A 24082-nucleotide genomic window follows, 5' to 3' on the forward strand; every position below is an offset into this window, starting at 1 on the left:
TCGCGAAAGCGGTGTATCAGAGACATCTATGGTGACTGACACCCCGCTTTCGCGAGCAAGCCCGCTCCCACAATTGGATCGTGTTTCAGGCGGGGATTGCTTGCTCCAGTGCCACACCGGCACCCACCAGCCCGGAATACGGCGCTGTCACCAGCCACACCGGGATGCCCTTGAAGTAATCGCTCATGCAGCCCTTGTCGGCAAAGCTGCGGGCGAAACCGCTGTTGACGAAGAAATCGGCAAAGCGCGGAATCACCCCGCCTACGATGTACACGCCGCCACGACCACCGGTGGTCAGCACGTTGTTGCCGGCCACACGACCGAGCCAGCAGCAGAACTGCTCCAGCACTTCCAGCGCAATCGGGTCACCGGCCAGACCGGCTGCGGTGATTGCTTCCGGCGTATCAAGCTTTGGTTCATGTCCGTCCACTGCGCAGATCGCACGGTAGACTCGCGGCAAACCGCCGCCGCTCAGTGCGGTCTCAGCGCTGACATGGCCGATCTCGTTGTGGATGTGCTGCCACAGCTGGGTTTCACGCGGGCTGCTCAGCGGCAGGTCAACATGACCGCCCTCCCCCGGCAACGCGGCAAACCGCCCTTCGCCCAGATCGAGCAAGGTGCCAACGCCCAGGCCAGTGCCTGGACCGATCACCACCGCCGGGCGCAACGGCTCCGGCGTGCCTTCGCAGACCACGCGGAATTCGCCGGGCTGCAAACGGGTCATGCCCAGCGCCATCGCCGAGAAGTCGTTGATCAGCAGCAGTTGCTCGACCTGCAAGGTCTTGCAGAACGCCGTGCGGCTCAGGCGCCAGTGGTTGTTGGTGAACTTGAATTCATCACCACTCACCGGCCCAGCCACCGACAGGCACACCGAACCGATCGAACCCGGCGCCAGACCGAGGCCGCTCAGGTAGAGGCTGATCGCCTCTTCCGGGCTGGCGTGGTCGGCTGTCGCCAGCACCTGAACCGATTCCAGTTGCTGGTTTTTCCACAACGCGAACCGCGCGTTGGTGCCTCCGATATCACCGACCAAAGCCAGTTTCAATTAAGCGTCTCCAGGGCAGAAGTGAAGGCGCTGGCGCCCTGCTCCGCCGAGCTGAAGGCCAAACGCATGAAGCCAAACAGTTCGCGACCGCTGCCGATGTTGTTGCCCAACAGGCCTTTGGCAGGTTCACGCGCTGCAAATTCGGCGGCGTCGACCTTGAGTTCCAAAGTGCCTTTGACGCCATCGACGCGGATGATATCGCCCTCTTGCACCCGCGCCAAAGCACCACCGACATAAGCTTCGGGGCTGACGTGAATCGCCGCCGGGATTTTCCCCGACGCGCCGGACATGCGTCCGTCGGTGACCAGCGCGACTTTGAAGCCGCGATCCTGCAGCACGCCGAGGAACGGCGTCATCTTGTGCAGTTCCGGCATGCCGTTGGAGCGCGGGCCCTGGAAGCGCATGACCGCGACAAAATCTTTCTCCAGCAAACCGGCCTTGAACGCATCGGCCAAGTCCTGCTGATCCTGAAACACCATGGCCGGGGCTTCGACGATCTGGTTTTCCAGCGCCACGGCGGAGACTTTCATCACCCCGCGACCAAGGTTGCCTTCCATCACCCGCAGACCGCCCTCCGGCGAGAATGCACGGGCGACCGGGCGCAGGATGTTTTCGTCGAGGCTTTCGATCGGGCCTTCGCGCCACACCAGCTCACCGTTATCGAGGAACGGCTCTTTGGTGTAGCGGCTCAGACCGTGGCCAAGCACGGTGTTGACGTCTTCGTGCAGCAGGCCTGCTTCAAGCAGCTCACGGATCAGGAACGACATACCGCCAGCGGCCTGGAAGTGGTTGATGTCGGCTTTGCCGTTCGGGTAGACGTGGCTCAGGGTCGGCACGACTTCGGAGAGGTCGGCCATGTCCTGCCAGGTCAGCTGGATGCCAGCGGCCATGGCGATGGCCGGCATGTGCAGGGTGTGGTTGGTCGAGCCGCCGGTGGCGTGCAGCGCGACGATCGAGTTGACCAGCGCCTTCTCGTCGACGATTTCGCCGATCGGCATGAAGTTGCCGTTCTGTTTGGTCAGACGCGTGACCTGATGCGCGGCTTCGCGGGTCAGGGCATCACGCAGCGGGGTGTTCGGGTTGACGAACGACGCGCCCGGCAAGTGCAGGCCCATGACTTCCATCAGCAACTGGTTGGTGTTGGCGGTGCCGTAGAAGGTGCAGGTGCCCGGGCTGTGGTAGGACTTCATCTCCGATTCCAGCAGCTCTTCGCGGGTCGCCTTGCCTTCGGCGTACTTCTGCCGCACGTCGGCTTTTTCCTTGTTGGAAATTCCCGAGACCATCGGCCCGCCCGGAACGAAAATCGTCGGCAGATGGCCGAAACGCAGGGAGCCCATCATCAGGCCCGGCACAATCTTGTCGCAGATGCCGAGCATCAGCGCGCCGTCGAACATGTTGTGCGACAGCGCCACCGCCGTGGACATGGCGATCACTTCGCGGCTCGGCAGGCTCAGCTCCATGCCCGGCTCGCCCTGGGTGACGCCATCGCACATCGCTGGCGTACCGCCGGCGAACTGGCCGACCGAACCGATTTCGCGCAAGGCGTTTTTGATCTGCTGGGGAAAGACTTCGTACGGCTGGTGCGCCGAGAGCATGTCGTTATACGAAGAAACGATGGCGATGTTCGCCGAGTTCATCATCCGCAAGCTGTGCTTGTCTTCGCTGCCACACCCGGCCACGCCGTGGGCGAAGTTGGCGCATTGCAGCTTGCCGCGCATCGGGCCGTCAGTCGCGGCACCGCGAATCAGTGCAAGGTAAGCCTGGCGCGTGGCGCGGCTGCGGGCGATAAGCCGTTCGGTGACCTCAAGAACGCGGGGATGCATGTGTAGAACTCCAGGCTAACGGATGTGGCGACCTGATTGTCTATGCTGATCAAACGCCGTTGTTGTTGGAATGACAGACGGTTTTTTTGACCATTCGGACCAGTTGATTCAGGTCACTCGTTGTAGATAAAACAAAATATTGCCACTAAAAAGGCTTGTTTTCTATTTTTATGCGAATAATCTTGTAATTCCAACAACAAAACGACGGCGGCGCTGTTCAATGACTCTTCGAATCGCAATCAATGGTTTTGGCCGCATCGGCCGTAATGTCCTGCGCGCACTGTATACCCAAGGCTATCGACAGGATTTGCAGATCGTCGCCATCAATGATCTGGGCGACAGCTCGATCAATGCCCATCTGCTCAAATACGACACCGTTCACGGCACATTCGACGCCGAAGTGGCCCATGACAATGAGAGCCTGACGGTCAATGGCGACCGTATTTCGGTCAGCGCGATTCGCAACCCGGCCGACCTGCCATGGGCGGCGGAAAAAATCGACGTAGTGTTCGAATGCACCGGTCTGTTCACCGACCGCGCCAAAGCGGCTGCGCATCTTACTGCCGGCGCCCGCAAAGTCATCATCTCGGCCCCGGCCAAGGGCGCCGACGCCACCGTCGTTTACGGCGTCAACCACGACATTCTGCGCCAGTCGCACCAGATCATCTCCAACGCTTCGTGCACCACCAACTGCCTGGCGCCGGTGGCGCAGGTGCTGCACCGCGAACTGGGCATTGAAAGCGGTCTGATGACCACCATTCATGCCTACACCAACGACCAGAATCTGACCGACGTCTACCACACCGACCCGTACCGCGCGCGTTCGGCCACGCAGAACATGATCCCGAGCAAGACCGGCGCCGCCGAAGCGGTAGGCCTGGTGCTGCCGGAACTGGCGGGCAAACTGACCGGCATGGCCGTGCGGGTGCCGGTGATCAATGTGTCGCTGGTGGACCTGACGGTGCAGTTGAAGAAGGATGCCACGGCCGAGGAAGTCAACGCACTGATGAAGGCTGCCAGCCAGCACTCGAAAATTCTCGGTTACAACACGTTGCCGCTGGTTTCCAGCGACTTCAACCACAACCCGTTGTCGTCGATCTTCGACGCCAACCACACCAAAGTCAGCGGCAAACTGCTGAAGGTGCTGGCGTGGTACGACAACGAGTGGGGCTTCTCCAACCGCATGCTGGATAACTGCCTGGCGCTCTGCAACGCGGAATAATCCCCTTCCCCCATGTGGGAGCGGGCTTGCTCGCGAAGGCGTCGTGTCAGGCAATTGATGTATCGACTGACCCACCGCATTCGCGAGCAAGCCCGCTCCCACAGGTTTTTGATTTCAGTCTGAAATCAACACTTGACCACTCGACTGGATGATAAGCATTATCATTCGCTCGAAATGGATCAGGTTCCCCCGTGAGTCAATCGCGCTTCAATCATGTCTTTCTCTCTCAGCGCACGTCCCTGCTGCGCACGATCGAGCGCATGGTCAACAACCACAGCACCGCCGAAGACCTGTTGCAGGAAACCTACCTGCGCGTGACGCGGGCGCTGAGCGAGCGCGCCATCGATCACCTTGAACCCTTCGTGTTCCAGACCGCGCGCAATCTGGCGCTGGATCATCTGCGCGCGCGCAAGATCCATTCGCGGACCATGGTCGATGACGTGCCGCAGGACGTGGTGCACAGCGTCGCCGCCCCCGCCAGCAGCGCCGAAGACGCCGCCCACGCCGAACAATTGCTGGAGCGCCTGAACGTGAGCCTCAGTCAACTCAGCCCGCGTCAGCAGCAGATTTTCATCCTCAGCCGCCTGCACGGGCACAGCTACCAGGAAATCGCCGACGAGCTGAATGTGTCCCTCAGCACCGTGCAGAAGGAACTCAAGCTGATCATGTCGATCTGCATCGGTGTCGCCGAGCGTTTGAATGGCGACTGAGGCTAAAGGCGTTTGCTGTCATCCAAAGGATCGACTGCACTGATCATCGGGCTTTGTTACCCTTGCCCGACTTTTACGCTTCACTAAAAAAACAGCCGTGCACAGACACTGCCGAGGACACACCGTGACGGACACCCACCGCCCGCCTTCGCCCGCAACGGCGCAGGACGCCGCCCGTGCAATGGACCAGGCTCTGGACTGGCTCATCGTGCTCGGCAGTGCGGACGAAGAGCAGACCCGGCAATTTCACGCATGGCTGGCGGCCGATCCGTTGAATGCCGAGGCGTTCGCCAAGGCTCAGGCGATCTGGGACGGGCCGCAAGTGGTGCAGTGTGCGCAGAGTCTCGCGGCGAAGCCTGCGAAAGTCACGTTGCTCAAACGTCTGCGTCCGCACTGGAAACCGTTGGCGACTGCTGCGGTGCTGGTGCTCGGTCTGTTCAGTTTCAGCAACCTGCCGATGCGCCTTCAGGCCGATCATCTGACCGTGGTCGGCGAGCGTCAGCGCCTGCAACTGGAGGACGGTTCCAAGGTGCTGCTCAACACCAACTCGGCATTCTCCAGCACCATCAATGAGCGCCAGCGAGTAGCAAGGCTGTATCAGGGCGAAGCGTTTTTCGAGGTGGCTGCCAACCGGGCTCAGCCGCTGGAAATCGATGCCGGCCCGGTGCAGGCCAGCGTGCGCGACACCGCGTTCGCCGTGCGCTATCTGGACGGCGTGGCGCAGGTCAATGTGCAACGCGGCGATGTCGATCTGCGCGCCACGCACAACGATGCGCGAGTGCGTTTGAGCGCAGGCGAAAGCATCCGCATCGGCCCCAACGGTTTCGATCGCCCGGGCAAGCTCGATGCCGCGACCGACCTGGCCTGGGTCCAGGGCCGTCTGGTGTTCGAGAACTGCCCGTTGAATCAGGTGCTGGCCGAACTGCGCCGCTACTACCCGGGCTGGATCATCAACACCAACGAACAGTTGGCCGACGTCAACGTCACCGGCAACTACCGCCTCGACCAGCCGCTGGACGTGGTGCGCTCCCTCGCCCACATCACCTCGGCGCGCCTGCAGGAATTCCCGGCGCTGGTGATTCTGAACTAAATGAGAATTATTTTTACTCGATAGCGAAAGCCCGTTCGTCTCGTTATAGCCAATGCAATTGATTCGCATCTTCGGAGACGGATCAGCACCTATAAAGATTCGTGCGACACGGAGCGCTATCGATGTCCTCTCGCCTTACCCGCCAGACTGCTTCCCCTTCCCGCGTATTGTCGTTGCTGACGGCCGCCATCCTTATGGCCGGCACTGCACCGCTGATGGCTGCCACCGAACAACCGGCGCGCAACATGGGTGATTATTCGTTCTCGATCGGCCAGCAACCGCTGGTGTCGGCGCTCAATGCCTTCACCACTGTCACCGGTTGGCAGGTCGGCTTGCCGGCAGAATTGGGTCAGGGCGTGTCGTCGCCGGGTGTGCGCGGTTCGCTGCCGCCGGAAAAAGCCCTGGAGCGCCTGTTGGTGGGGACCAACCTGAGCTTCCGCAAGCTGAGCAACAACAACGTGGTGCTGGAAAAGCGCAACAACAGCGGCGCGCTCAATCTGGATCAGGTGACCATCAGCGCCACCCGCCAGGAACAGTCGGTCAGCAGCGTGCCGGCCACCGTCACCGTGCAGACCCGCCAGGATCTGGATCGCAACAACGTCAACACCATCAAGGATCTGGTGCGCTACGAGCCGGGCGTGTCGGTCGGCGGCGCCGGCCAGCGTGGCGGTATCAGCGGCTACAACATCCGTGGCATCGACGGCGACCGCATTCTGACGCAGGTTGACGGCGTCGAAGTGCCGGACGGTTTCTTCAATGGCCCGTACGCCAAGACCCAGCGCAATTACGTCGACCCGGAAATCGTCAAACGCGTGGAAATCCTCCGTGGCCCGGCCTCGGTGCTGTACGGTAGCAACGCCATCGGCGGCGCCGTCAGCTACTACACCCTCGACCCGGACGACATCATCAAGCCCGGCAAAGACGTCGGCGCTCGCCTCAAAACCGGTTACAGCTCCGCCGATGAGAGCTGGCTGAAATCCGCCACCGTTGCCGGCCGTGCCGAGCAGTTCGACGGCTTGCTGCACTTCAGCCAGCGCGACGGTCACGAAACCGACTCCTACGGCAGCAACAATGGCACTGGCCTTGAGCGCACCGCCGCCAACCCGGAAGACGTCAAAGCCACCAACGTCCTGGCGAAGATCGGCTGGAACTACAACGAAGGTTCGCGCCTGGGCCTGACCTACGAGAAGTACAAGGACGATCGCGACACCGATCAGAAAAGCGCCTACGGCGGCCCGTACTTCAATGGCGCGCCGACCATTCCCAACAGCATGCTGCCCGGCGGCATGTACCAGTGGCGCACCGGCAACGACACCATCACCCGCGAGCGTTTCGGTCTGGAGCACAGCTTCGCCCTCGACAGCCTGCTGGCCGATAACGTGAAGTGGAGCCTCAACCACCAGATCGCCAAGACTGACCAGAGCACCGAAGAGTTCTACTACCCGATGACCCGTAAAGTGCTGCGCACCCGCGACACGATCTACGAGGAAAAACAGTGGGTATTCGATGCGCAGCTGGACAAGGCCTTCGCCATCGGTGACACCGATCACGTGCTGACCTACGGCACCACGATCAAACAGCAGAAAGTCACCGGTTCGCGCAGCGGCGACGGCAAGTGCCTGGCGGTTGGCCGTGGCTGCACCGCCATCGGCGCCACCAGCGCGGCGGATGTGCTGAAAAAATCCAGCGACTTCCCGGACCCGACCATCAACACCTACAGCCTGTTCGCCCAGGATCAGATCAGCTGGAACAAGTGGACCTTCCTGCCGGGCCTGCGCTACGACTACACCCAGCTCAAGCCGCACGTCACCCAGGAGTTCCTCAACACCGTGGCCGCCGACGGCAACGGCACGGTCAGCGACGAGAACAAGACCTGGCACAAAGTCTCGCCCAAGTTCGGCCTGACCTATGCCCTGACCGATAACTACACCTGGTACGGCCAATACGCCGAAGGGTTCCGCACGCCGACCGCGAAAGCGCTGTACGGGCGCTTCGAAAACAGCACCACCGGCTACAACGTGGCGCCGAACCCGAACCTGGAACCGGAAAAAAGCAAAAGCTATGAAACCGGTCTGCGCGGCAACTTCGAGCAAGGCTCGTTCGACGTGGCGGTGTTCTATAACAAGTACCGCGATTTCATCAACGAAGACGCCGTCACCCCCGGCTACGACGAGCTGACCTTCCAGTCGAGCAACATCAAGCACGCGACCATCAAGGGCGCCGAAGTCAAAGGTCGTCTGAACCTCGATGCGTTCGGTGCGCCGCAAGGCCTCTACACCCAGGGCTCGATCGCTTACGCCTACGGTCGCAACAACGACAACGGCGAACCGCTCAACAGCGTCAATCCGCTGACCGGCGTGTTCGGCCTGGGTTACGACCAGGACAACTACGGTGGCCTGCTGAGCTGGACCGTGGTGAAGAAAAAGGATCGCGTCGACGACAGCAACTTCAAGTCGCCGGATGGCGTCAGCAGCCAGTTCAAGACCCCGGGCTTCGGCATTCTCGATCTGGCCGGCTACTACAAAGTCACCGACGACGTCACCGTCAGCGGCGGCATCTACAACCTGACCGACAAGAAGTACTGGCTGTGGGATGACGTGCGCGGTTACGACAGCGTCGGCGAAGCCTCTGTAACGCAACCGGCCAACCTTGATCGTCTGACCCAACCGGGCCGCAACTTCGCGATCAATCTGGTCTGGGACATCTGATCCGGACGGCCCTGCGACGCGCATTGTTCAGCGCATCGCAGGGCTTTTTTTACGGTTTGGCACCTGCCCGTTCGTCTCGTTATCAAGCGCCTCTTTTATCAAGGACACCCCATGACCACATCGGAAAAAGCCCTGCGTTCACAACGCCTGAACCAGATCACCCACGAGCCGCACAGCAAGCTCGACGCCCTGGTCAAGGCCCACGCGCCGTTCGAAACCCGTGCCAACTTCGCGCGTTTCGTGGTCGCGCAATACCTGTTCCAGTCGGAGCTGGTAGACCTGTACAACGACGCCGAACTGGCTGCCATCGTCCCGGATCTGCCGGCCCGATGCCGCGCCGAAGCGGCCAAGGCTGACCTGGCGGATCTGGACACCGACATCCCGGCACCGGTGGCCGGTGCGCTGAAAAACCCGAGCAAGGCCCGCGCCCTCGGCTGGATCTTCGTCTCCGAAGGTTCGAAGCTCGGCGCCGCGTTCCTGATCAAATGCGCGGTGGCGCTGGACCTCAGCGAAACCTTCGGCGCCCGTCATCTGGGCGAGCCGGAAGGCGGCCGTGCCGAAGGCTGGAAAAGCTTCGTGCGCACCCTCGACTCGCTGCAGTTCACTGCCGAGGAAGAAGCCGAAGTCGAGCAAGGCGCGATCGACGCGTTCAACCGCTTCACCGTGCTGCTGGAACAGGCTTACGCGACCGAAGCCGAACCGGCCTGACACACCGCAAATCCCCCTTGTGGGAGCGGGCTTGCTCGCGAATGCGCTGTGTCAGTCACCTGATATGTCACTGACACACCGCATTCGCGAGCAAGCCCGCTCCCACATGGGAACAGCGCTAGCCTGTAGAATCCCCCGTTTCGCCTCACAGCAATCCCGAGCCCATGCCGCAACCCGCCTCCTCAAAACTCGCCCGTCTGCTGTTCGGCCTGCTGGCCTATGTCAGCCTCGGCATTGGCCTGATCGCCATCGTCGTGCCTGGCCTGCCGACCACCGAGTTCATCCTGCTCGCCGCCTGGGCCGCGACTCGCAGCTCGCCGCGCCTGAGTGCCTGGCTGGAAAACCATCGGCTGTTCGGGCCGATCCTGAGCAACTGGCGCAACGGCAAGATCATCGCGCGCAAGGCCAAGGTCAGCGCCACCGTCAGCATGCTGCTGTGCGCGACGCTGATGCTGGTGATGCTTGATCATGGCTGGCCGGTGTATCTGGCGATTGCCGGGATGAGTCTGGGCAATCTGTGGATCTGGTCACGCCCGGAAGCCCTCCCCTCCTCCTGACTCACAGACCCCCCTGTGGCGAGGGAGCTTGCTCCCGCTCGGCGGCGAAGCCGTCGCAACACCTCCGCATGCGGTGAGTCGGTAAGCATGCTGGGGAGCGCTGCGCACTCCAGCGGGAGCAAGCTCCCTCGCCACAACAGCCTCATCACAACACAAGCACTCCGGCGTTCATCAGGCTGAAACTTCCCTGTAATTAATCGCCTTTTCAGCACAATCCCCTGCGCAAACGTTTAGCGCTGACCGTTCGTCGGCAGGCGCCTCATGCGCCCTCGCTGCGCGCCGATGAGCAATGCATGGCGCTGAATGGATTTGGCGAACCGGGTAGTTCATCCCGTGGCCACCTGCTCATTCATTCACGAGATCGCCCCATGTTCGACTCTCTTTCCATTCGCCTGAAAATCGTCCTGCTCTCCGGTCTGTGCCTGCTCGGTGTGGTTGCGCTGATCGTCGGCATAAACATTTACCAGACCAACCAGAACGATGAAGTGGTCAGCGACTCCAGCAGCAAGATGCTCACCGCGAGTGTGCAGAACCTGTTGCAGGCCAAGGCGGCCGAGCAGGCGGTGCGAGTACAGAAGACCTTTGGCGAAAGCCTGACGGTGATCACCGCCCTGGCCGACCAGATCAAGGACATGCGCGTGATGGCCGCCAAGCGTTCGCTGGAGGCCGGGGCCCTGCGTGAAGAGTTGAATCAGAGCCTGAAAACCGCGTTCGAGCGCAACGACAAGGTGCTCGGCATCTGGCTCGCTTTCGAACCCAACGGCCTCGATGGCAAGGACAGCGAATTCGTCAACGATGCGGCGCGCCAGTCCAACGAAGCCGGGCGTTTTGCGACCTACTGGAGCCGCGCCGCCGGCTCGGCGCTGAACACGATCATGGTCGAAGAAGACATGACCAAGACCACCCTCAGCGTCAGCGGCACGCCGTACAACAGCTGGTACACCTGCCCTCGCGACAACAAGCGTACCTGCCTGCTCGACCCGTACGCCGACACCGTCGGGACCAAGGAAATGTTGATGACCACCATTTCCGTGCCGTTGATCGTCGACGGCAAGGCCATCGGCGTGGTCGGCGTCGACATCGCCCTCGATGCCCTGCAAGCGGCGGCGCTCGACTCGCAGCGCGACCTGTTCAACGGCGCCGGGCACATGCTGATCGTCTCCGGCAGCGGCGTGCTCGGTGCGGACAGTTCCGATGCGAAGAAAGTCGGCAAACAAATCAGCGAAACGCTCGGTGCCGAAGGCAAGGATGTCCTGCAACTGGTCAGCAGCGGCACGCCGAAAATTCTCGAACAGGGCGACCTGATTCGCGCCGTGTACCCGGTCGATCCGATTGGTAACTCGCGGGCCTGGGGCGTGGTCATCGACCTGCCGAAACAGGTGCTGCTGGCCGATTCGGTCAAGCTGCAAGCGGTGCTCGACGATGCGCAGAAAACCGGGGTGATCACCGCGTTGCTGGTGGCGGTAGTCGCCGGTCTGATTGGCCTGCTGCTGATCTGGCTCACCGCGTCGGGCGTGACCCGGCCGATCAACAGCGTTGCTGAAATGCTGAAGAACATTGCCAGCGGTGAAGGCGACCTGACCCAGCGCCTGAACTACAGCAAGAAAGATGAACTGGGCGAATTGGTGAACTGGTTCAACCGCTTCCTCGACAAGCTGCAACCGACCATCGCCCAGATCAAACAGAGCATCACCGAAGCGCGTGGCACTGCTGATCAGTCCTCGGAAATCGCCCGCCAGACCAGCGAAGGCATGCAGGTGCAGTTCCGCGAAATCGATCAGGTCGCCACCGCGTCCAACGAAATGAGCGCCACCGCGCATGACGTCGCCAACAGCGCGTCGAACGCGGCCAACGCCGCCAAGGGTGCCGATCAGTCGGCCAAGGACGGCATGTCGATCATCGAGCGCAGCACCCGCGACATCAATCAACTGGCCGATGAAGTCAGCAAAGCGGTGACCGAAGTCGAAGCACTGGCGGTCAACAGCGAGCAGATCGGTTCGGTGCTGGAGGTCATCCGCAGCATCGCCGAACAGACCAACCTGCTGGCGCTCAACGCCGCCATCGAAGCCGCCCGCGCCGGGGAAAGCGGTCGTGGTTTCGCGGTGGTGGCCGATGAAGTGCGCAACCTCGCCAAGCGCACTCAGGATTCGGTGGAAGAAATCCGCATCGTCATCGAACGCATCCAGACCGGCACCCGTGGCGTGGTCGCGACCATGCATTCGAGCCAGACTCAGGCGCACAACAACGCCGGGCAGATCCGTCAGGCGGTGGACGCGCTGGGCAAGATCAGCGATGCGGTCACCGTGATCAGCGACATGAACCTGCAGATCGCCAGCGCCGCCGAACAGCAGAGCGCCGTGGCCGAAGAGGTCAACCGCAACGTCTCGGCGATTCGTACCGTGACTGAAACCCTGACCGAGCAGGCGACTGAGTCGGCGGCGATCAGCAGTCAGTTGAATGCGCTGGCCAGTCAACAGATGAAGCTGATGGATCAGTTCCGCGTTTAACGCCACACCGTTGAGCCCTGTGGGAGCGAGCTTGCTCGCGAATGCGGTCTACCATTCAATGATGATGCTGAATGTGATGACCTCTTCGCGAGCAAGCTCGCTCCCACAGGGTAAGTATTCACCCGCTGGCGTTTTCATCTGCCCCGACATTTTTTTGCACTATCATCCCCCTCTCTCCCGGAGGGCCTTCGATGACTGATTTACTCACGTCCATTCAAGCCGCACTCGGCTTGCCCAAAACGCCGATTCCGTTCACCAACAGCGGCGCCCTGCCCTCGGCGTTCGCCGTCACCGATCTGGCCTGCGCGAGCATCGCCGCTGCCGGTCAGGCCGTCAGCGAACTGCTCCGGCAACAGACCGGGCACTTGCCCGCCGTGGAAGTAGACCGGCGTCTGGCCTCGTTCTGGTTCGCTTCTTCCATCCGCCCCATGGGCTGGGAGTTACCGCCGCTGTGGGACCCGATCGCCGGCGACTACGCGACCCGCGACGGCTGGATCCGCCTGCACACCAACGCCCCGCATCACCGCGCCGCAGCCGAAAGCGTGCTCGGGGCCTGCGCCGATCGTGCAGCGATGGCGGCGAAAGTCGCGCAATGGAGCGGCGCCGATCTGGAGCAGGCGATAGTCGACGCCAAGGGCTGCGCCGCCGAAATGCGCAGTTGGGCGCAGTGGCAGCAACACCCGCAGGGGCTGGCAGTAAATGCCGAGCCGCTGGTGCACTTCAGTGCCGATCACCAACAGATCGCGCGCCCATGGGCAGGCTCAGTCGCGCAACCATTGGCCGGGCTCAAGGTGCTGGACCTGACCCGCGTGCTCGCTGGCCCCACCGCGAGCCGTTTTCTCGCCGGCCTCGGCGCCAATGTGCTGCGCATCGATCCGCCGGGCTGGAACGAGCCGGGCGTCATCCCCGACATGACCCTGGGCAAACGTTGTGCGCGACTGGATCTGCAGCAACCGGCCGATCGTACATTGTTCGAAAACCTGTTGAAAGACGCCGACATCCTCCTGCACGGCTACCGCGCCGATGCCCTGGAACATCTCGGCTTCGGCGCCGAACGCCGCCGACAACTGGCGCCGGGGCTAATCGACGTCAGCCTCAACGCCTATGGCTGGAGCGGCCCGTGGCACAACCGACGCGGCTTCGACAGCCTGGTGCAGATGAGCAGCGGCATCGCCGAAGCCGGGCAGCGCTGGAAACAGGCTGACAAACCGACGCCGTTGCCGGTGCAGGCGCTGGATCACGGCACCGGGTATTTGATGGCGGCGAGTGCGATCCGACTTTTGACCGAACGTTTAAGGACCGGTCAGGGTGGCTCGGCGCGTTTGTCACTGGCGCGTACGGCAAAGCTGTTGATCGAACAGGGGCCGGGGTCGAGCGATCCGTTACGCGCCGAAGATGAGCAGGATCAAAGCCTGTCGCTGGAACAGACACCGTGGGGGCCAGCGCACCGCTTGCTGGCACCGCTGAAGATCAGCGGGACCCCGTTGCAGTGGGCCTTGCCGGCCACCGAATTGGGTTCACATCGCCCGCAATGGTGATGACCATTCGCGCCCTTTCGCGAGCAAGCCCGCTCCCACAGGTGAAATGCGTTCCCCTGTGGGAGCGGGCTTGCTCGCGAAGACGGCTGCACCGACAACACTGATTCAGGCTCAATCCGCCCGACTCAAAGACGTCCACAACACCTGCGCCGCATACCCCCGACAGGGTCGCCAGACTTCAGCGCGATCAGCCAATTCCCGCGCTGTCGGCCGCACACCTTCCAGCACTTCCAGCGCCCGCAGCAACCCGACATCGCCATGAGGAAAGCCATCCATATCGCGCAACTGCCGCAGTGCGATGTACTGCGCCGTCCACTCGCCAATCCCGTGCAACGCCAACAGCCGTGCCACCCCGCCCTCGCGTCCCGGCGCGAACAACAGCGGATCATCGAGCAGCGCCTGCGCCACGCCCGACAACGTTCGCCCGCGACTTTTCGGCATGCCCAGCGCCGCCAGATCTGCCGTCGCCAACACACTCGCCTGAGGGAAAACATGACTCAAACCCGGCAGCGCCGAGCGTAGCGGCGCACCATATTGCGCCACAAGCTTGCCCGCCAAGCGAATCGCTGCCACCACGGTAATCTGTTGGCCGAGCACCGCGCGAAACGCCAGCTCCAGACCGTCCCACGCCCCCGGTACCCGCAGCCCCGGGCGCTCGGCGATCAATCGTGCCAGCAATGGATCTTTCGCCAGATGCCCTTGCATCACTGCCAGATCTGCGTCCAGATCAAACAGCCGGCGCAACCTTGCAACAATCTGCGGCAGCAGCGCCGGATCAGGAAAATCCAGTTCGACCTCCAGCGCATCGCCCGTGCCAGGCCAAACCGAAACCGTGCCATGCACACCGTTCAAGCCGATGCTGCGCGAATACACACCATCAACCACGGTCTCCATCCCGACCACCGCCCGCGTTGCAAGAAAACCGAGCATAGCCTCCCAGTCATACGGCGGCTGATACGCAAGCCTCAACCTCACAACGCTAACAGTCCGCTGTACAAGCCATAGGCCGCCAGCCCCGCGCCAATCACCACACAAGTAAAAATGCCCTTCTCGACATGAGTGAACAGCGGCTCGCCCTGCTCATGCTTGGCCTTGGCAAACAGCACCACCCCCGGTGCATACAGCAGCGCCGACAGCAGCAGGTATTTCACCCCGCCGGCATACAACAGCCACACCGCGTAGCACAGGGCGATGCCGCCAATCAGCAAGTCCTTGGTGCGTTCGGCCGAGGCATGTTCATAGGTTTCGCCGCGCCCGCTGAGCAACACCGCATACGCCGCCGACCACAGGTACGGCACCAGAATCATCGACGAAGCGAGGTAGATCAGACTGGTGTAGGTGCCGGCGGAAAACAGTGTGATCAGCAGGAATAGCTGAATCATCACGTTGGTCAGCCACAACGCATTGACCGGCACATGGTTGGCGTTTTCCTTTTTCAGGAACGCCGGCATGGTCTTGTCCCGGGCCGTGGCGAAGAGGATTTCGGCGCAGAGCAGCGCCCATGACAGCAATGCGCCGAGCAGCGACACCGCCAGACCGAGGCTGATCAGCAGCGCGCCCCACGGCCCGACGATGTGTTCCAGCACCGCCGCCAGCGACGGGTTTTGCAACCTGGCCAATTCGGGCTGGCTCATGATCCCCAGCGACAGCACGTTGACCAATACCAGCAGCGCCAGCACCCCGAGGAAACCGATCACCGTGGCGCGCCCGACATCGGTGCGTTTCTCCGCCCGCGCCGAATAGACACTGGCGCCCTCGATGCCGATGAACACGAACACCGTCACCAGCATCATGTTGCGCACCTGATCCATCACCCCGCCAAAGCTCGGGTTGCTGCGGCCCCAGATGTCGCGGGTAAAGATATCGGCCTTGAACGCTACCGCCGCGATGACGATGAACATGATCAGCGGCACGATCTTGGCGACCGTGGTCACCTGATTGATGAACGCCGCCTCCTTGATCCCGCGCATCACCAGAAAATGCACGGCCCACAACAGCACCGACGCACAGCCGATGGCAACCGGCGTATTGCCTTGGCCGAATACCGGAAAGAAGTAACCGAGCGTGCTGAACAGCAACACGAAATAGCCGACGTTGCCCAGCCAGGCGCTGATCCAGTAACCCCACGCCGACGAAAACCCCATGTAATCGCCAAACCCGGCCTTGGCGTAGGCATAGACCCCGGAATCCAGCTCGGGCTTGCGGTTGGCCAGGGTCTGGAACACGAACGCCAGGGTCAGCATGCCGATAGCGGTGATGCCCCAGCCGATCAGGATCGCTCCGGCATCGGCGCGGGCGGCCATGTTCTGCGGCAAGGAAAAAATCCCGCCACCAATCATCGAACCCACCACCAGGGCGATCAACGCACCCAGTCGCAGCTTTTGCGTCGGTTGCGACATTCTTGTCTCCCTTAATTCATTTGTAACAACTATTAACTAAACGCCTAATACCACACGACGTTTATCAGGTAATACCGAGAAATACCCATTTATATATAGCGACTGACGCTAACGCCTAGCACGCTAAGACAGTTTTGTGCGCGAATCCTAATAAATCAATTCTGTACTGAAAACAGATGGCGAAAATTTGCCAAAAGCTGAAAAAGAACTAGCGTGTTAATTCGAAAGTAATAAGAGCAATTCCCAACCACATCAGGCAAAAGCCTCTAGGACGGGCTTTCCAGGCGATAGCGTTATGCCTCCAGTTGTTTCATAAGTCATTCATTAACAATGGAATGTGGCCATGCACTGATCTATGTCAGCTGATTGAACAGACAACAGATCTACGCTGTGAACTCTTCTCTCCTGCAATGGAGTCATGCAATGTCTGAAGCTCCCGGAAAACTACGACTAGGTGCACTGGTTGCCTTGGTAGTCGGTTCAATGATCGGTGGCGGGATATTCTCCTTGCCACAAAACATGGCCGCCAGCGCCGACGTCGGCGCGGTACTGATTGGTTGGGCCATCACCGCTGTCGGCATGCTCACCCTCGCTTTCGTCTTTCAAACCCTCGCCAATCGCAAGCCAGACCTGGACGGCGGTGTCTACGCCTATGCCAAGGCCGGTTTCGGCGACTACATGGGTTTCTCGTCCGCCTGGGGTTACTGGATCAGTGCCTGGCTGGGCAACGTCGGTTACTTCGTTCTGCTGTTCAGCACCCTCGGGTATTTCTTTCCAATTTTCGGCGAAGGCAACACGGTTGCCGCCGTCATTGGCGCCTCGGTGCTGCTATGGGCCGTGCATTTTCTGGTGCTGCGCGGGATCAAGGAAGCGGCGTTCATCAACCTGGTGACCACGGTCGCCAAGGTCGTGCCGCTGCTGCTGTTCGTCCTGATCGCGATCTTCGCCTTCAAACTGGATATCTTCACCGCCGACATCTGGGGTGTGAAAAACCCGGATCTGGGCAGCGTGATGAACCAGGTGCGCAACATGATGCTGGTCACCGTGTGGGTGTTCATCGGCATCGAAGGCGCAAGCATCTTCTCGGCGCGGGCGGAAAAACGCTCGGACGTCGGCAAGGCCACCGTCATCGGTTTCATCACCGTGCTGCTGTTCCTGGTGCTGGTCAACGTGCTGTCGCTGGGCATCATGACCCAGCCGGAACTGGCCAAATTGCAGAACCCGTCGATGGCCGCCGTGCTTGAGCACGTGGTCGGTCACTGGGGCGCGGTGCTGATCAGCGTCGGTCTGATCATCTCGCTGCTGGGCGCGCTGCTGTCGTGGGTGCTGCTGTGTGCGGAGATCATGTTCGCCGCCGCCAAAGACCACACCATGCCGGAGTTTTTGCGCCGCGAGAACGCCAACCACGTACCGGTCAACGCCCTGTGGCTGACCAACGCGATGGTCCAGCTGTTCCTGATCATCACCTTGTTCTCGGCCAGCACTTACCTGTCGCTGATCTACCTCGCCACCTCAATGATTCTGGTGCCGTACCTGTGGTCGGCGGCCTATGCCCTGCTGCTGGCGGTGCGCGGCGAAACCTACGAAGGCTTCGCAGCCGAGCGGCGCAAGGATCTGATCATCGGCGGCATCGCGCTGATCTACGCGGTGTGGCTGCTGTATGCCGGCGGGGTCAAGTATCTGCTGCTCTCGGCCCTGCTCTACGCACCCGGCGCAATTCTGTTCGCCAAGGCCAAGCTCGAACTCAAACAAGCTGTTTTCACCAACGTCGAGAAGCTGATTTTCGCCGCGGTGGTCATTGGTGCCCTGGTGGCAGCCTACGGCCTCTACGACGGCTTCCTGACTCTGTAACACCTGATTGATTGGTTATCTGGAGGATCTGAAATGACCACGGAAAAAGTTAAGTACGGCGTCCATTCCGAAGCCGGCAAACTGCGCAAAGTCATGGTTTGCTCCCCAGGTCTGGCCCACCAGCGCCTGACCCCGAACAACTGCGATGAACTGCTGTTCGACGACGTGCTGTGGGTGGCCCAGGCCAAGCGCGACCACTTCGACTTCGTGACCAAGATGCGTGAACGCGGGATCGACGTGCTGGAAATGCACAACCTGCTGACCGACATCGTCGCCAACCCCGAAGCGCTGGACTGGATCCTCGAGCGCAAGGTCACCGCCGACTCGGTAGGCCTGGGCCTGATCAGCGAAGTGAAGTCCTGGCTGAAAAGCCTTGAGCCACGACACATTGCCGAATTCCTGATCGGTGGCGTGTCCGCCGAGGATCTGCCGGACAGCTTCGGTGGCAAGACCATCCAGATGTTCCGCGACTTCCTCGGCCACTCCAGCTTCATCCTGCCGCCGCTGCCGAACACCCAGTTCACCCGCGACACCACCTGCTGGATCTACGGTGGCGTGACGCTGAACCCGATGTACTGGCCGGCGCGTCGCCAGGAAACCCTGCTGGCCACTGCCATCTACAAATTCCACCCGCAGTTCACCAACGCCGATTTCGAGATCTGGTACGGCGACCCGGACAAGGATCACGGCAGCTCGACCCTTGAGGGCGGCGACGTGATGCCGATCGGCAACGGCGTGGTGTTGATCGGCATGGGCGAACGCTCATCGCGTCAGGCCATCGGCCAACTGGCGTTGAACCTGTTCAAGAACAAAGCCGTGGAAAAAGTGATCGTCGCCGGCCTGCCGAAGTCCCGTGCAGCGATGCACCTGGACACCGTGTTCAGCTTCTGCGACCGCGACCTGGTGACGATCTTCCCGGAAGTGGTCAACCAGATCGTCGCGTTCACCCTGCGGCCTGACGAAAGCAAACAGGGCGGCATCGACATTCGCCGCGAAGAAACCAACTTCCTCGACACCGTGGCCAAAGCCCTCAACCTGCCGAAACTGCGCGTGGTGGAAACAGGCGGCAACAGCTTCGCCGCCGAACGCGAGCAATGGGACGACGGCAACAACGTGGTGGCCGTGGAACCGGGCGTGGTCATCGGCTACGACCGCAACACCTACACCAACACCCTGCTGCGCAAGGCCGGCGTCGAGGTCATCACCATCAGCGCCGGCGAGCTCGGCCGTGGCCGTGGCGGCGGCCACTGCATGACCTGCCCGATCATCCGCGACCCAATCGATTACTAAACCTCTGAGCCCTGGCCGCGACTTACAAAGCGCGGCCAGGCGGATAACCGACACCGAAGGAGATCCATCATGGCTTTTAACATCCACAACCGTAACCTGCTCAGCCTGGAACACCACACCCCACGTGAGCTGCGTTACTTGCTCGACCTGTCCCGCGATCTGAAACGCGCGAAATACACCGGCACCGAGCAGCAACACCTGAAGGGCAATAACATCGCCCTGATCTTCGAAAAAACCTCGACCCGCACCCGTTGCGCATTCGAAGTGGCGGCCTACGACCAGGGCGCCAACGTCACCTACATCGACCCGAATTCCTCGCAGATCGGCCACAAGGAAAGCATGAAAGACACGGCCCGCGTGCTGGGTCGCATGTACGACGCCATCGAATACCGTGGCTTCAAACAGGAAATCGTCGAAGAGCTGGCGAAGTTCGCCGGGGTGCCGGTGTTCAACGGCCTGACCGATGAATATCACCCAACGCAAATGATCGCCGACGTGCTGACCATGCGTGAGCACGCCGACAAGCCGATCCACGAAATCAGCTACGCCTACCTCGGCGACGCGCGCAACAACATGGGCAACTCGCTGCTGCTGGTCGGCGCCAAGCTCGGCATGGACGTGCGCATCTGCGCGCCGAAAGCCCTGTGGCCGCATGACGATCTGGTCGATCGCTGCAAGAAATACGCGGAAGAATCCGGCGCACGCATCACCCTGACCGAAGACCCGAAAGCCGCAGTCAAAGGCGTCGATTTCATCCACACCGACGTCTGGGTGTCGATGGGCGAACCGGTCGAGGCATGGGCCGAGCGTATCCAGCAACTGCTGCCGTACCAGGTCAACAAAGAGCTGATGAAAGCCACCGGCAACCCACGCACCAAGTTCATGCACTGCCTGCCGGCGTTCCACAACAGCGATACCAAGGTCGGCAAACAGATCGCCGAGCAGTACCCGCACCTGGCCAACGGCATCGAAGTGACCGACGACGTGTTCGAGTCGCCAGCCTGCATCGCCTTCGAGCAAGCGGAAAACCGCATGCACACGATCAAAGCGATTCTGGTCTCGACCCTGGCTGATCTGTAACTGAAATAGCTCCCACTGAAGGAACCGAATCCAAATGTGGGAGCGGGCTTGCTCGCGAAAGCGGTGTGTCATTCAACACTGATGTCGATTGACCCGCCGCCTTCGGGAGCAAGCCCCCTCCCACAAAGGCCCGCGGTTCTGGCATTACGACCGAGTCGTTTGCCTCTCCTCTGATTAGAAGGACATGCACCATGCGTATCGTCGTAGCTCTGGGCGGTAACGCCCTGCTCCGTCGTGGCGAGCCGATGACCGCTGACAACCAGCGCGCCAACATCCGCATCGCCACCGAGCAAATCGCCAAGATCCATCCCGGCAACCAACTGGTCATCGCCCACGGCAATGGCCCGCAAGTCGGCCTGCTGTCGCTGCAGGCGGCGGCCTACACCTCCGTCACCCCCTACCCGCTGGACGTGCTCGGTGCCGAAACCGAAGGCATGATCGGCTACATCATCGAACAGGAACTGGGCAACCTGCTGGACTTCGAAGTGCCGTTCGCCACCCTGCTGACCCAGGTTGAAGTCGACGCCAAGGACCCGGCCTTCCAGAATCCGACCAAACCGATCGGCCCGGTCTACGACAAGGCCGAAGCAGAAAAACTCGCTGCTGAAAAAGGTTGGGCCATCGCTCCGGACGGCGACAAGTTCCGCCGCGTGGTGGCCAGTCCACGGCCGAAACGCATCTTCGAGATCCGTCCGATCAAGTGGCTGCTGGACAAGGGCAGCATCGTGATTTGTGCGGGTGGCGGCGGGATTCCGACCATGTACGACGAGCATCGCAACCTCAAGGGCATCGAGGCGGTGATCGACAAGGACCTGTGCTCGTCGCTGCTCGCCGAGCAACTGGAAGCCGACTTGCTGGTCATCGCCACCGACGTCAACGCGGCGTTCATCGACTACGGCAAGCCGACACAGAAAGCCATCGCCGAAGCGCACCCGGACGAACTGGAACGCCTGGGTTTCGCCGCCGGCTCCATGGGGCCGAAGGTGCAGGCAGCCTGCGAATTCGCGCGCCATACTGGCAAGGTCGCGGTGATCGGTTCGCTCGCGGACATCGAAGCGATCGTCCAGGGCACCGCCGGTACGCGCGTCAGCACGGCGAAGCCGGGCATCAGCTATCGATAACTAGAAACTCCGAGGGCAGGCCCAGGGTCTGCCCTTCTCCCATGCCTTGAAAGGAGAAACCCATGGCCATATTCGAACCGGGTCATTTGCACATCGAGCGGCACGCGTTGAACAAGGACGATGTCAGTTACGACCTGTGCCTCGACTACCAAGTGTTCACCGATCCCAAAGAAGGCAAAGGGATGCAGTTCACCCTGCACGGCAACATCCAGGGCAAGGACATGAAGGAAACCTTCTTTCTGCCCAAGGACCAGGCCTACAACTTCGCCAGGGACGTGACCAGGATTGTCGAGAAATACGGCATTCCCAAGACCCACAGCAGCATCGGCTCGCAGCACAAGCATTACGATCTGATGTTTGAAGATGTACGGGCGCAGCTGAATATGAAGTCCGGGGATCCGGTCAAACCGGAACACCTCGAATAACCCGAACACAGCACATTTCCCCTGTGGGAGCGGGCTTGCTCGCGAAGGCGCCGGGTCAGTCACCATTTATGCAGTCTGACCTGGCGCCTTCGCGAGCAAGCCCGCTCCCACAAGGTATCGGTGTAGCGCTGCCAATCGTTGCAGATTTCACCATTGCCCCGCCCCAAGGCATACTTGCCACCCTCCGCACTGCAGAACACTGAACCGCCCCATGCGTATCCACGTCAGCTTCATCGACCGCGTCGGCATCACCCAGGAAGTCCTGGCTATCCTCGGTGGACGCAATCTCAATCTGGATGCGGTGGAGATGATCCCGCCCAACGTCTACATCGACGCCCCGACCTTGAGCCCGCAAGTGCTCGAAGAATTGAAAGATGCGTTGTTTCGCGTGCGCGGTGTAGAAGCGGTGACGGTGGTCGACATCCTCCCCGGCCAGCGTCGGCACCTGCAGCTCGATGCGCTGCTCGCGGCGATGACCGATCCGGTACTTGCCCTCGATAGCGCCGGCAAGGTGCTGCTGGCCAACCCGGCACTGATCGCGCTGTACGGGCGTGAACCGGCGGGGGAAAGTGTCTCGGAACTGTTCAACGATCCCGGTCTGCTGGAAACCCTGCTCGAACAAGGCTTCCGCCTGCCGCTGCGCGAGATCACCGTCAACGGCCAGACCCTGCTGCTCGACGCCACACCGATCACCGACGCCGGCGCGCTGCTGACCCTGTATCAGCCGAACCGCATCGGCGAACAGCTCTCGGCGTTGCACCATGACCATGCCGAAGGCTTCGATGCACTGCTCGGCGAATCCCCGGCGATCCGCACCCTCAAGGCCCGCGCGCAAAGAGTCGCAGCGCTTGATGCGCCGCTGTTGATTCAAGGCGAAACCGGCACCGGTAAAGAACTGGTGGCCCGCGCCTGCCACGCCATCAGTGCACGACACAGTGCGCCGTTCCTCGCCCTGAACTGCGCGGCGCTGCCGGAAAACCTCGCCGAGAGCGAACTGTTCGGCTACGCCCCCGGTGCCTTTACCGGCGCGCAACGTGGCGGCAAACCGGGGCTGATGGAACTGGCCAACCAGGGCACGGTGTTTCTCGACGAGATCGGCGAGATGTCGCCGTACTTGCAGGCCAAGCTGCTGCGCTTTTTGAACGACGGTAGCTTCCGTCGAGTGGGCGGCGATCGCGAGGTGAAGGTCAACGTGCGGATCCTCAGCGCGACCCACCGCGACCTGGAAAAAATGGTCAGCGAAGGCCTGTTCCGCGAAGACCTGTTCTACCGCCTCAACGTGCTCAACGTCGAAGTGCCGCCGCTGCGCGAACGCGGTCAGGACATCCTGCTACTGGCGCGCTATTTCATGCAGCAGGCCTGTGCGCAGATTCAGCGCCCGGTCTGCCGCCTCGCCCCCGGCACCTATCCGGCGCTGCTCGGCAACCGCTGGCCGGGCAACGTGCGGCAGTTGCAGAACGTGATCTTCCGCGCGGCTGCCATCTGCGAAAGCAGTCTGGTGGACATCGGCGACCTCGACATCGCTGGCACCTCGGTGGCGCGGCAGACCGACAGTGACGTCGACAGCCTTGAACAAGCCGTCGAATCCTTCGAAAAATCGCTGCTGGAAAAGCTCTACGTCAGCTACCCCTCGACCCGCCAACTGGCCAGCCGCCTGCAAACCTCGCACACGGCGATTGCCCATCGACTGCGCAAATACGGCATTCCCAACAAACCCTGAACCACCACAAATCCCCTGTAGGAGCTGCCGCAGGCTGCGATCTTTTGATCTTGATCTTGAAAAACAGAATCAAAAGATCGCAGCCTTCGGCAGCTCCTACAGTGCGGGTTTCCAGTTCAGGATTTATATTTCCTGCGTTAAAAACGACCTCCATCTGTACTGAAAGCGCTACAGCGGAACGATATCACTACACCCTCTTCCAATCGCCGCTGCGCAAGGCTTTGATCCGCTTCAGCTTTTCTCCCCGCCCCAAGCTGTAGCGATTTCGCTACAGCCATTCGATTCCTG

At 61.3% G+C, this 24082-nt stretch carries 18 protein-coding genes and 1 pseudogene; 15 read left to right on the plus strand and 4 right to left on the minus strand.

What is annotated here, in order from left to right:
• Nucleotides 1-85 precede the first annotated feature (85 nt).
• Together ACVHNU_RS18260 and edd are read right to left on the minus strand one after the other, a co-directional pair.
• Nucleotides 86-1045: a glucokinase gene (locus tag ACVHNU_RS18260; RefSeq protein WP_226499544.1), complete on the minus strand. Its 960-nt coding sequence runs from the start codon at nt 1043-1045 to the stop codon at nt 86-88.
• A complete protein-coding gene (gene edd, locus ACVHNU_RS18265; RefSeq protein WP_003227464.1) occupies nt 1042-2868 on the minus strand; it encodes a phosphogluconate dehydratase in 1827 nt (608 codons plus the stop codon). The genes ACVHNU_RS18260 and edd overlap by 4 nt, the downstream gene beginning before the upstream one ends.
• A gap of 220 nt (nt 2869-3088) precedes the next feature.
• On the opposite strand from edd, the gene gap reads away from it, so the two are divergent.
• The 9 genes and pseudogenes from gap to ACVHNU_RS18310 all read left to right on the plus strand — a co-directional run bounded on the left by gap (nt 3089) and on the right by ACVHNU_RS18310 (nt 13908).
• A complete protein-coding gene (gap, locus tag ACVHNU_RS18270) occupies nt 3089-4090 on the plus strand; it encodes a type I glyceraldehyde-3-phosphate dehydrogenase (protein ID WP_473018004.1) in 1002 nt (333 codons plus the stop codon).
• 191 nt (nt 4091-4281) lie between these two features.
• Nucleotides 4282-4800 carry an RNA polymerase sigma factor gene (locus tag ACVHNU_RS18275; protein WP_027612557.1) on the plus strand — a complete coding sequence of 173 codons (519 nt, stop codon included), beginning with the start codon at nt 4282-4284 and terminating at the stop codon, nt 4798-4800.
• A 124-nt stretch (nt 4801-4924) separates the two neighbouring features.
• Entirely contained in the window at nt 4925-5890 is a 966-nt protein-coding gene (locus ACVHNU_RS18280; protein WP_103486268.1) for a FecR family protein, read from the plus strand.
• 122 nt (nt 5891-6012) lie between these two features.
• A complete protein-coding gene (locus tag ACVHNU_RS18285; protein WP_473018006.1) occupies nt 6013-8598 on the plus strand; it encodes a TonB-dependent receptor in 2586 nt (861 codons plus the stop codon).
• Between the two features lie 111 nt (nt 8599-8709).
• Nucleotides 8710-9306, plus strand: coding sequence for a biliverdin-producing heme oxygenase (locus ACVHNU_RS18290; RefSeq protein ID WP_473018008.1), 597 nt, complete (start codon nt 8710-8712; stop codon nt 9304-9306).
• 164 nt (nt 9307-9470) lie between these two features.
• Nucleotides 9471-9863: a YbaN family protein gene (locus ACVHNU_RS18295; protein WP_226499541.1), complete on the plus strand. Its 393-nt coding sequence runs from the start codon at nt 9471-9473 to the stop codon at nt 9861-9863.
• Nucleotides 9864-10504: 641 nt separating this feature from the next.
• Nucleotides 10505-11512 (plus strand): annotated as a pseudogene (locus ACVHNU_RS18300) (methyl-accepting chemotaxis protein); the annotation flags it as partial.
• A 102-nt stretch (nt 11513-11614) separates the two neighbouring features.
• Nucleotides 11615-12370, plus strand: a complete 756-nt coding sequence (locus ACVHNU_RS18305; RefSeq protein ID WP_400507418.1) for a methyl-accepting chemotaxis protein — start codon at nt 11615-11617, stop codon at nt 12368-12370.
• Nucleotides 12371-12561: 191 nt separating this feature from the next.
• On the plus strand, nt 12562-13908 hold the full coding sequence (locus tag ACVHNU_RS18310; RefSeq protein ID WP_473018009.1) for a CoA transferase: 1347 nt from the start codon (nt 12562-12564) through the stop codon (nt 13906-13908).
• Between the two features lie 111 nt (nt 13909-14019).
• On the opposite strand, the gene ACVHNU_RS18315 is transcribed toward ACVHNU_RS18310, so the two are convergent.
• Both ACVHNU_RS18315 and arcD (ACVHNU_RS18320) read right to left on the minus strand, forming a co-directional pair.
• Nucleotides 14020-14883, minus strand: coding sequence for a DNA-3-methyladenine glycosylase family protein (locus ACVHNU_RS18315; RefSeq protein WP_473018010.1), 864 nt, complete (start codon nt 14881-14883; stop codon nt 14020-14022).
• Nucleotides 14880-16307 carry an arginine-ornithine antiporter gene (gene arcD, locus ACVHNU_RS18320; protein WP_103486275.1) on the minus strand — a complete coding sequence of 476 codons (1428 nt, stop codon included), beginning with the start codon at nt 16305-16307 and terminating at the stop codon, nt 14880-14882. The genes ACVHNU_RS18315 and arcD (ACVHNU_RS18320) overlap by 4 nt, the downstream gene beginning before the upstream one ends.
• A gap of 423 nt (nt 16308-16730) precedes the next feature.
• Between arcD (ACVHNU_RS18320) and arcD (ACVHNU_RS18325) the strand changes: the two genes are divergently transcribed.
• The 6 genes from arcD (ACVHNU_RS18325) to ACVHNU_RS18350 all read left to right on the plus strand — a co-directional run bounded on the left by arcD (ACVHNU_RS18325) (nt 16731) and on the right by ACVHNU_RS18350 (nt 23794).
• Nucleotides 16731-18158 (plus strand): arginine-ornithine antiporter, encoded by a 1428-nt coding sequence (gene arcD, locus ACVHNU_RS18325; protein WP_103486276.1) that lies wholly within the window; start codon nt 16731-16733, stop codon nt 18156-18158.
• 33 nt (nt 18159-18191) lie between these two features.
• The gene (gene arcA, locus ACVHNU_RS18330) at nt 18192-19448 is read left to right on the plus strand and encodes an arginine deiminase (protein WP_473018011.1); all 1257 of its coding nucleotides are present in this window, start codon (nt 18192-18194) and stop codon (nt 19446-19448) included.
• Between the two features lie 69 nt (nt 19449-19517).
• A complete protein-coding gene (locus ACVHNU_RS18335) occupies nt 19518-20528 on the plus strand; it encodes an ornithine carbamoyltransferase (RefSeq protein WP_003227481.1) in 1011 nt (336 codons plus the stop codon).
• Nucleotides 20529-20719: 191 nt separating this feature from the next.
• A complete protein-coding gene (gene arcC / locus ACVHNU_RS18340; protein ID WP_003227483.1) occupies nt 20720-21649 on the plus strand; it encodes a carbamate kinase in 930 nt (309 codons plus the stop codon).
• 62 nt (nt 21650-21711) lie between these two features.
• Complete coding sequence (locus tag ACVHNU_RS18345) at nt 21712-22074, plus strand: DUF5064 family protein (protein WP_473018012.1); 363 nt, start codon at nt 21712-21714, stop codon at nt 22072-22074.
• Between the two features lie 211 nt (nt 22075-22285).
• Nucleotides 22286-23794: a sigma-54-dependent transcriptional regulator gene (locus tag ACVHNU_RS18350; RefSeq protein ID WP_045122605.1), complete on the plus strand. Its 1509-nt coding sequence runs from the start codon at nt 22286-22288 to the stop codon at nt 23792-23794.
• Nucleotides 23795-24082: the final 288 nt, after the last annotated feature.

The sequence above is a fragment of the Pseudomonas sp. Ors-4-3C genome (assembly GCF_055755035.1).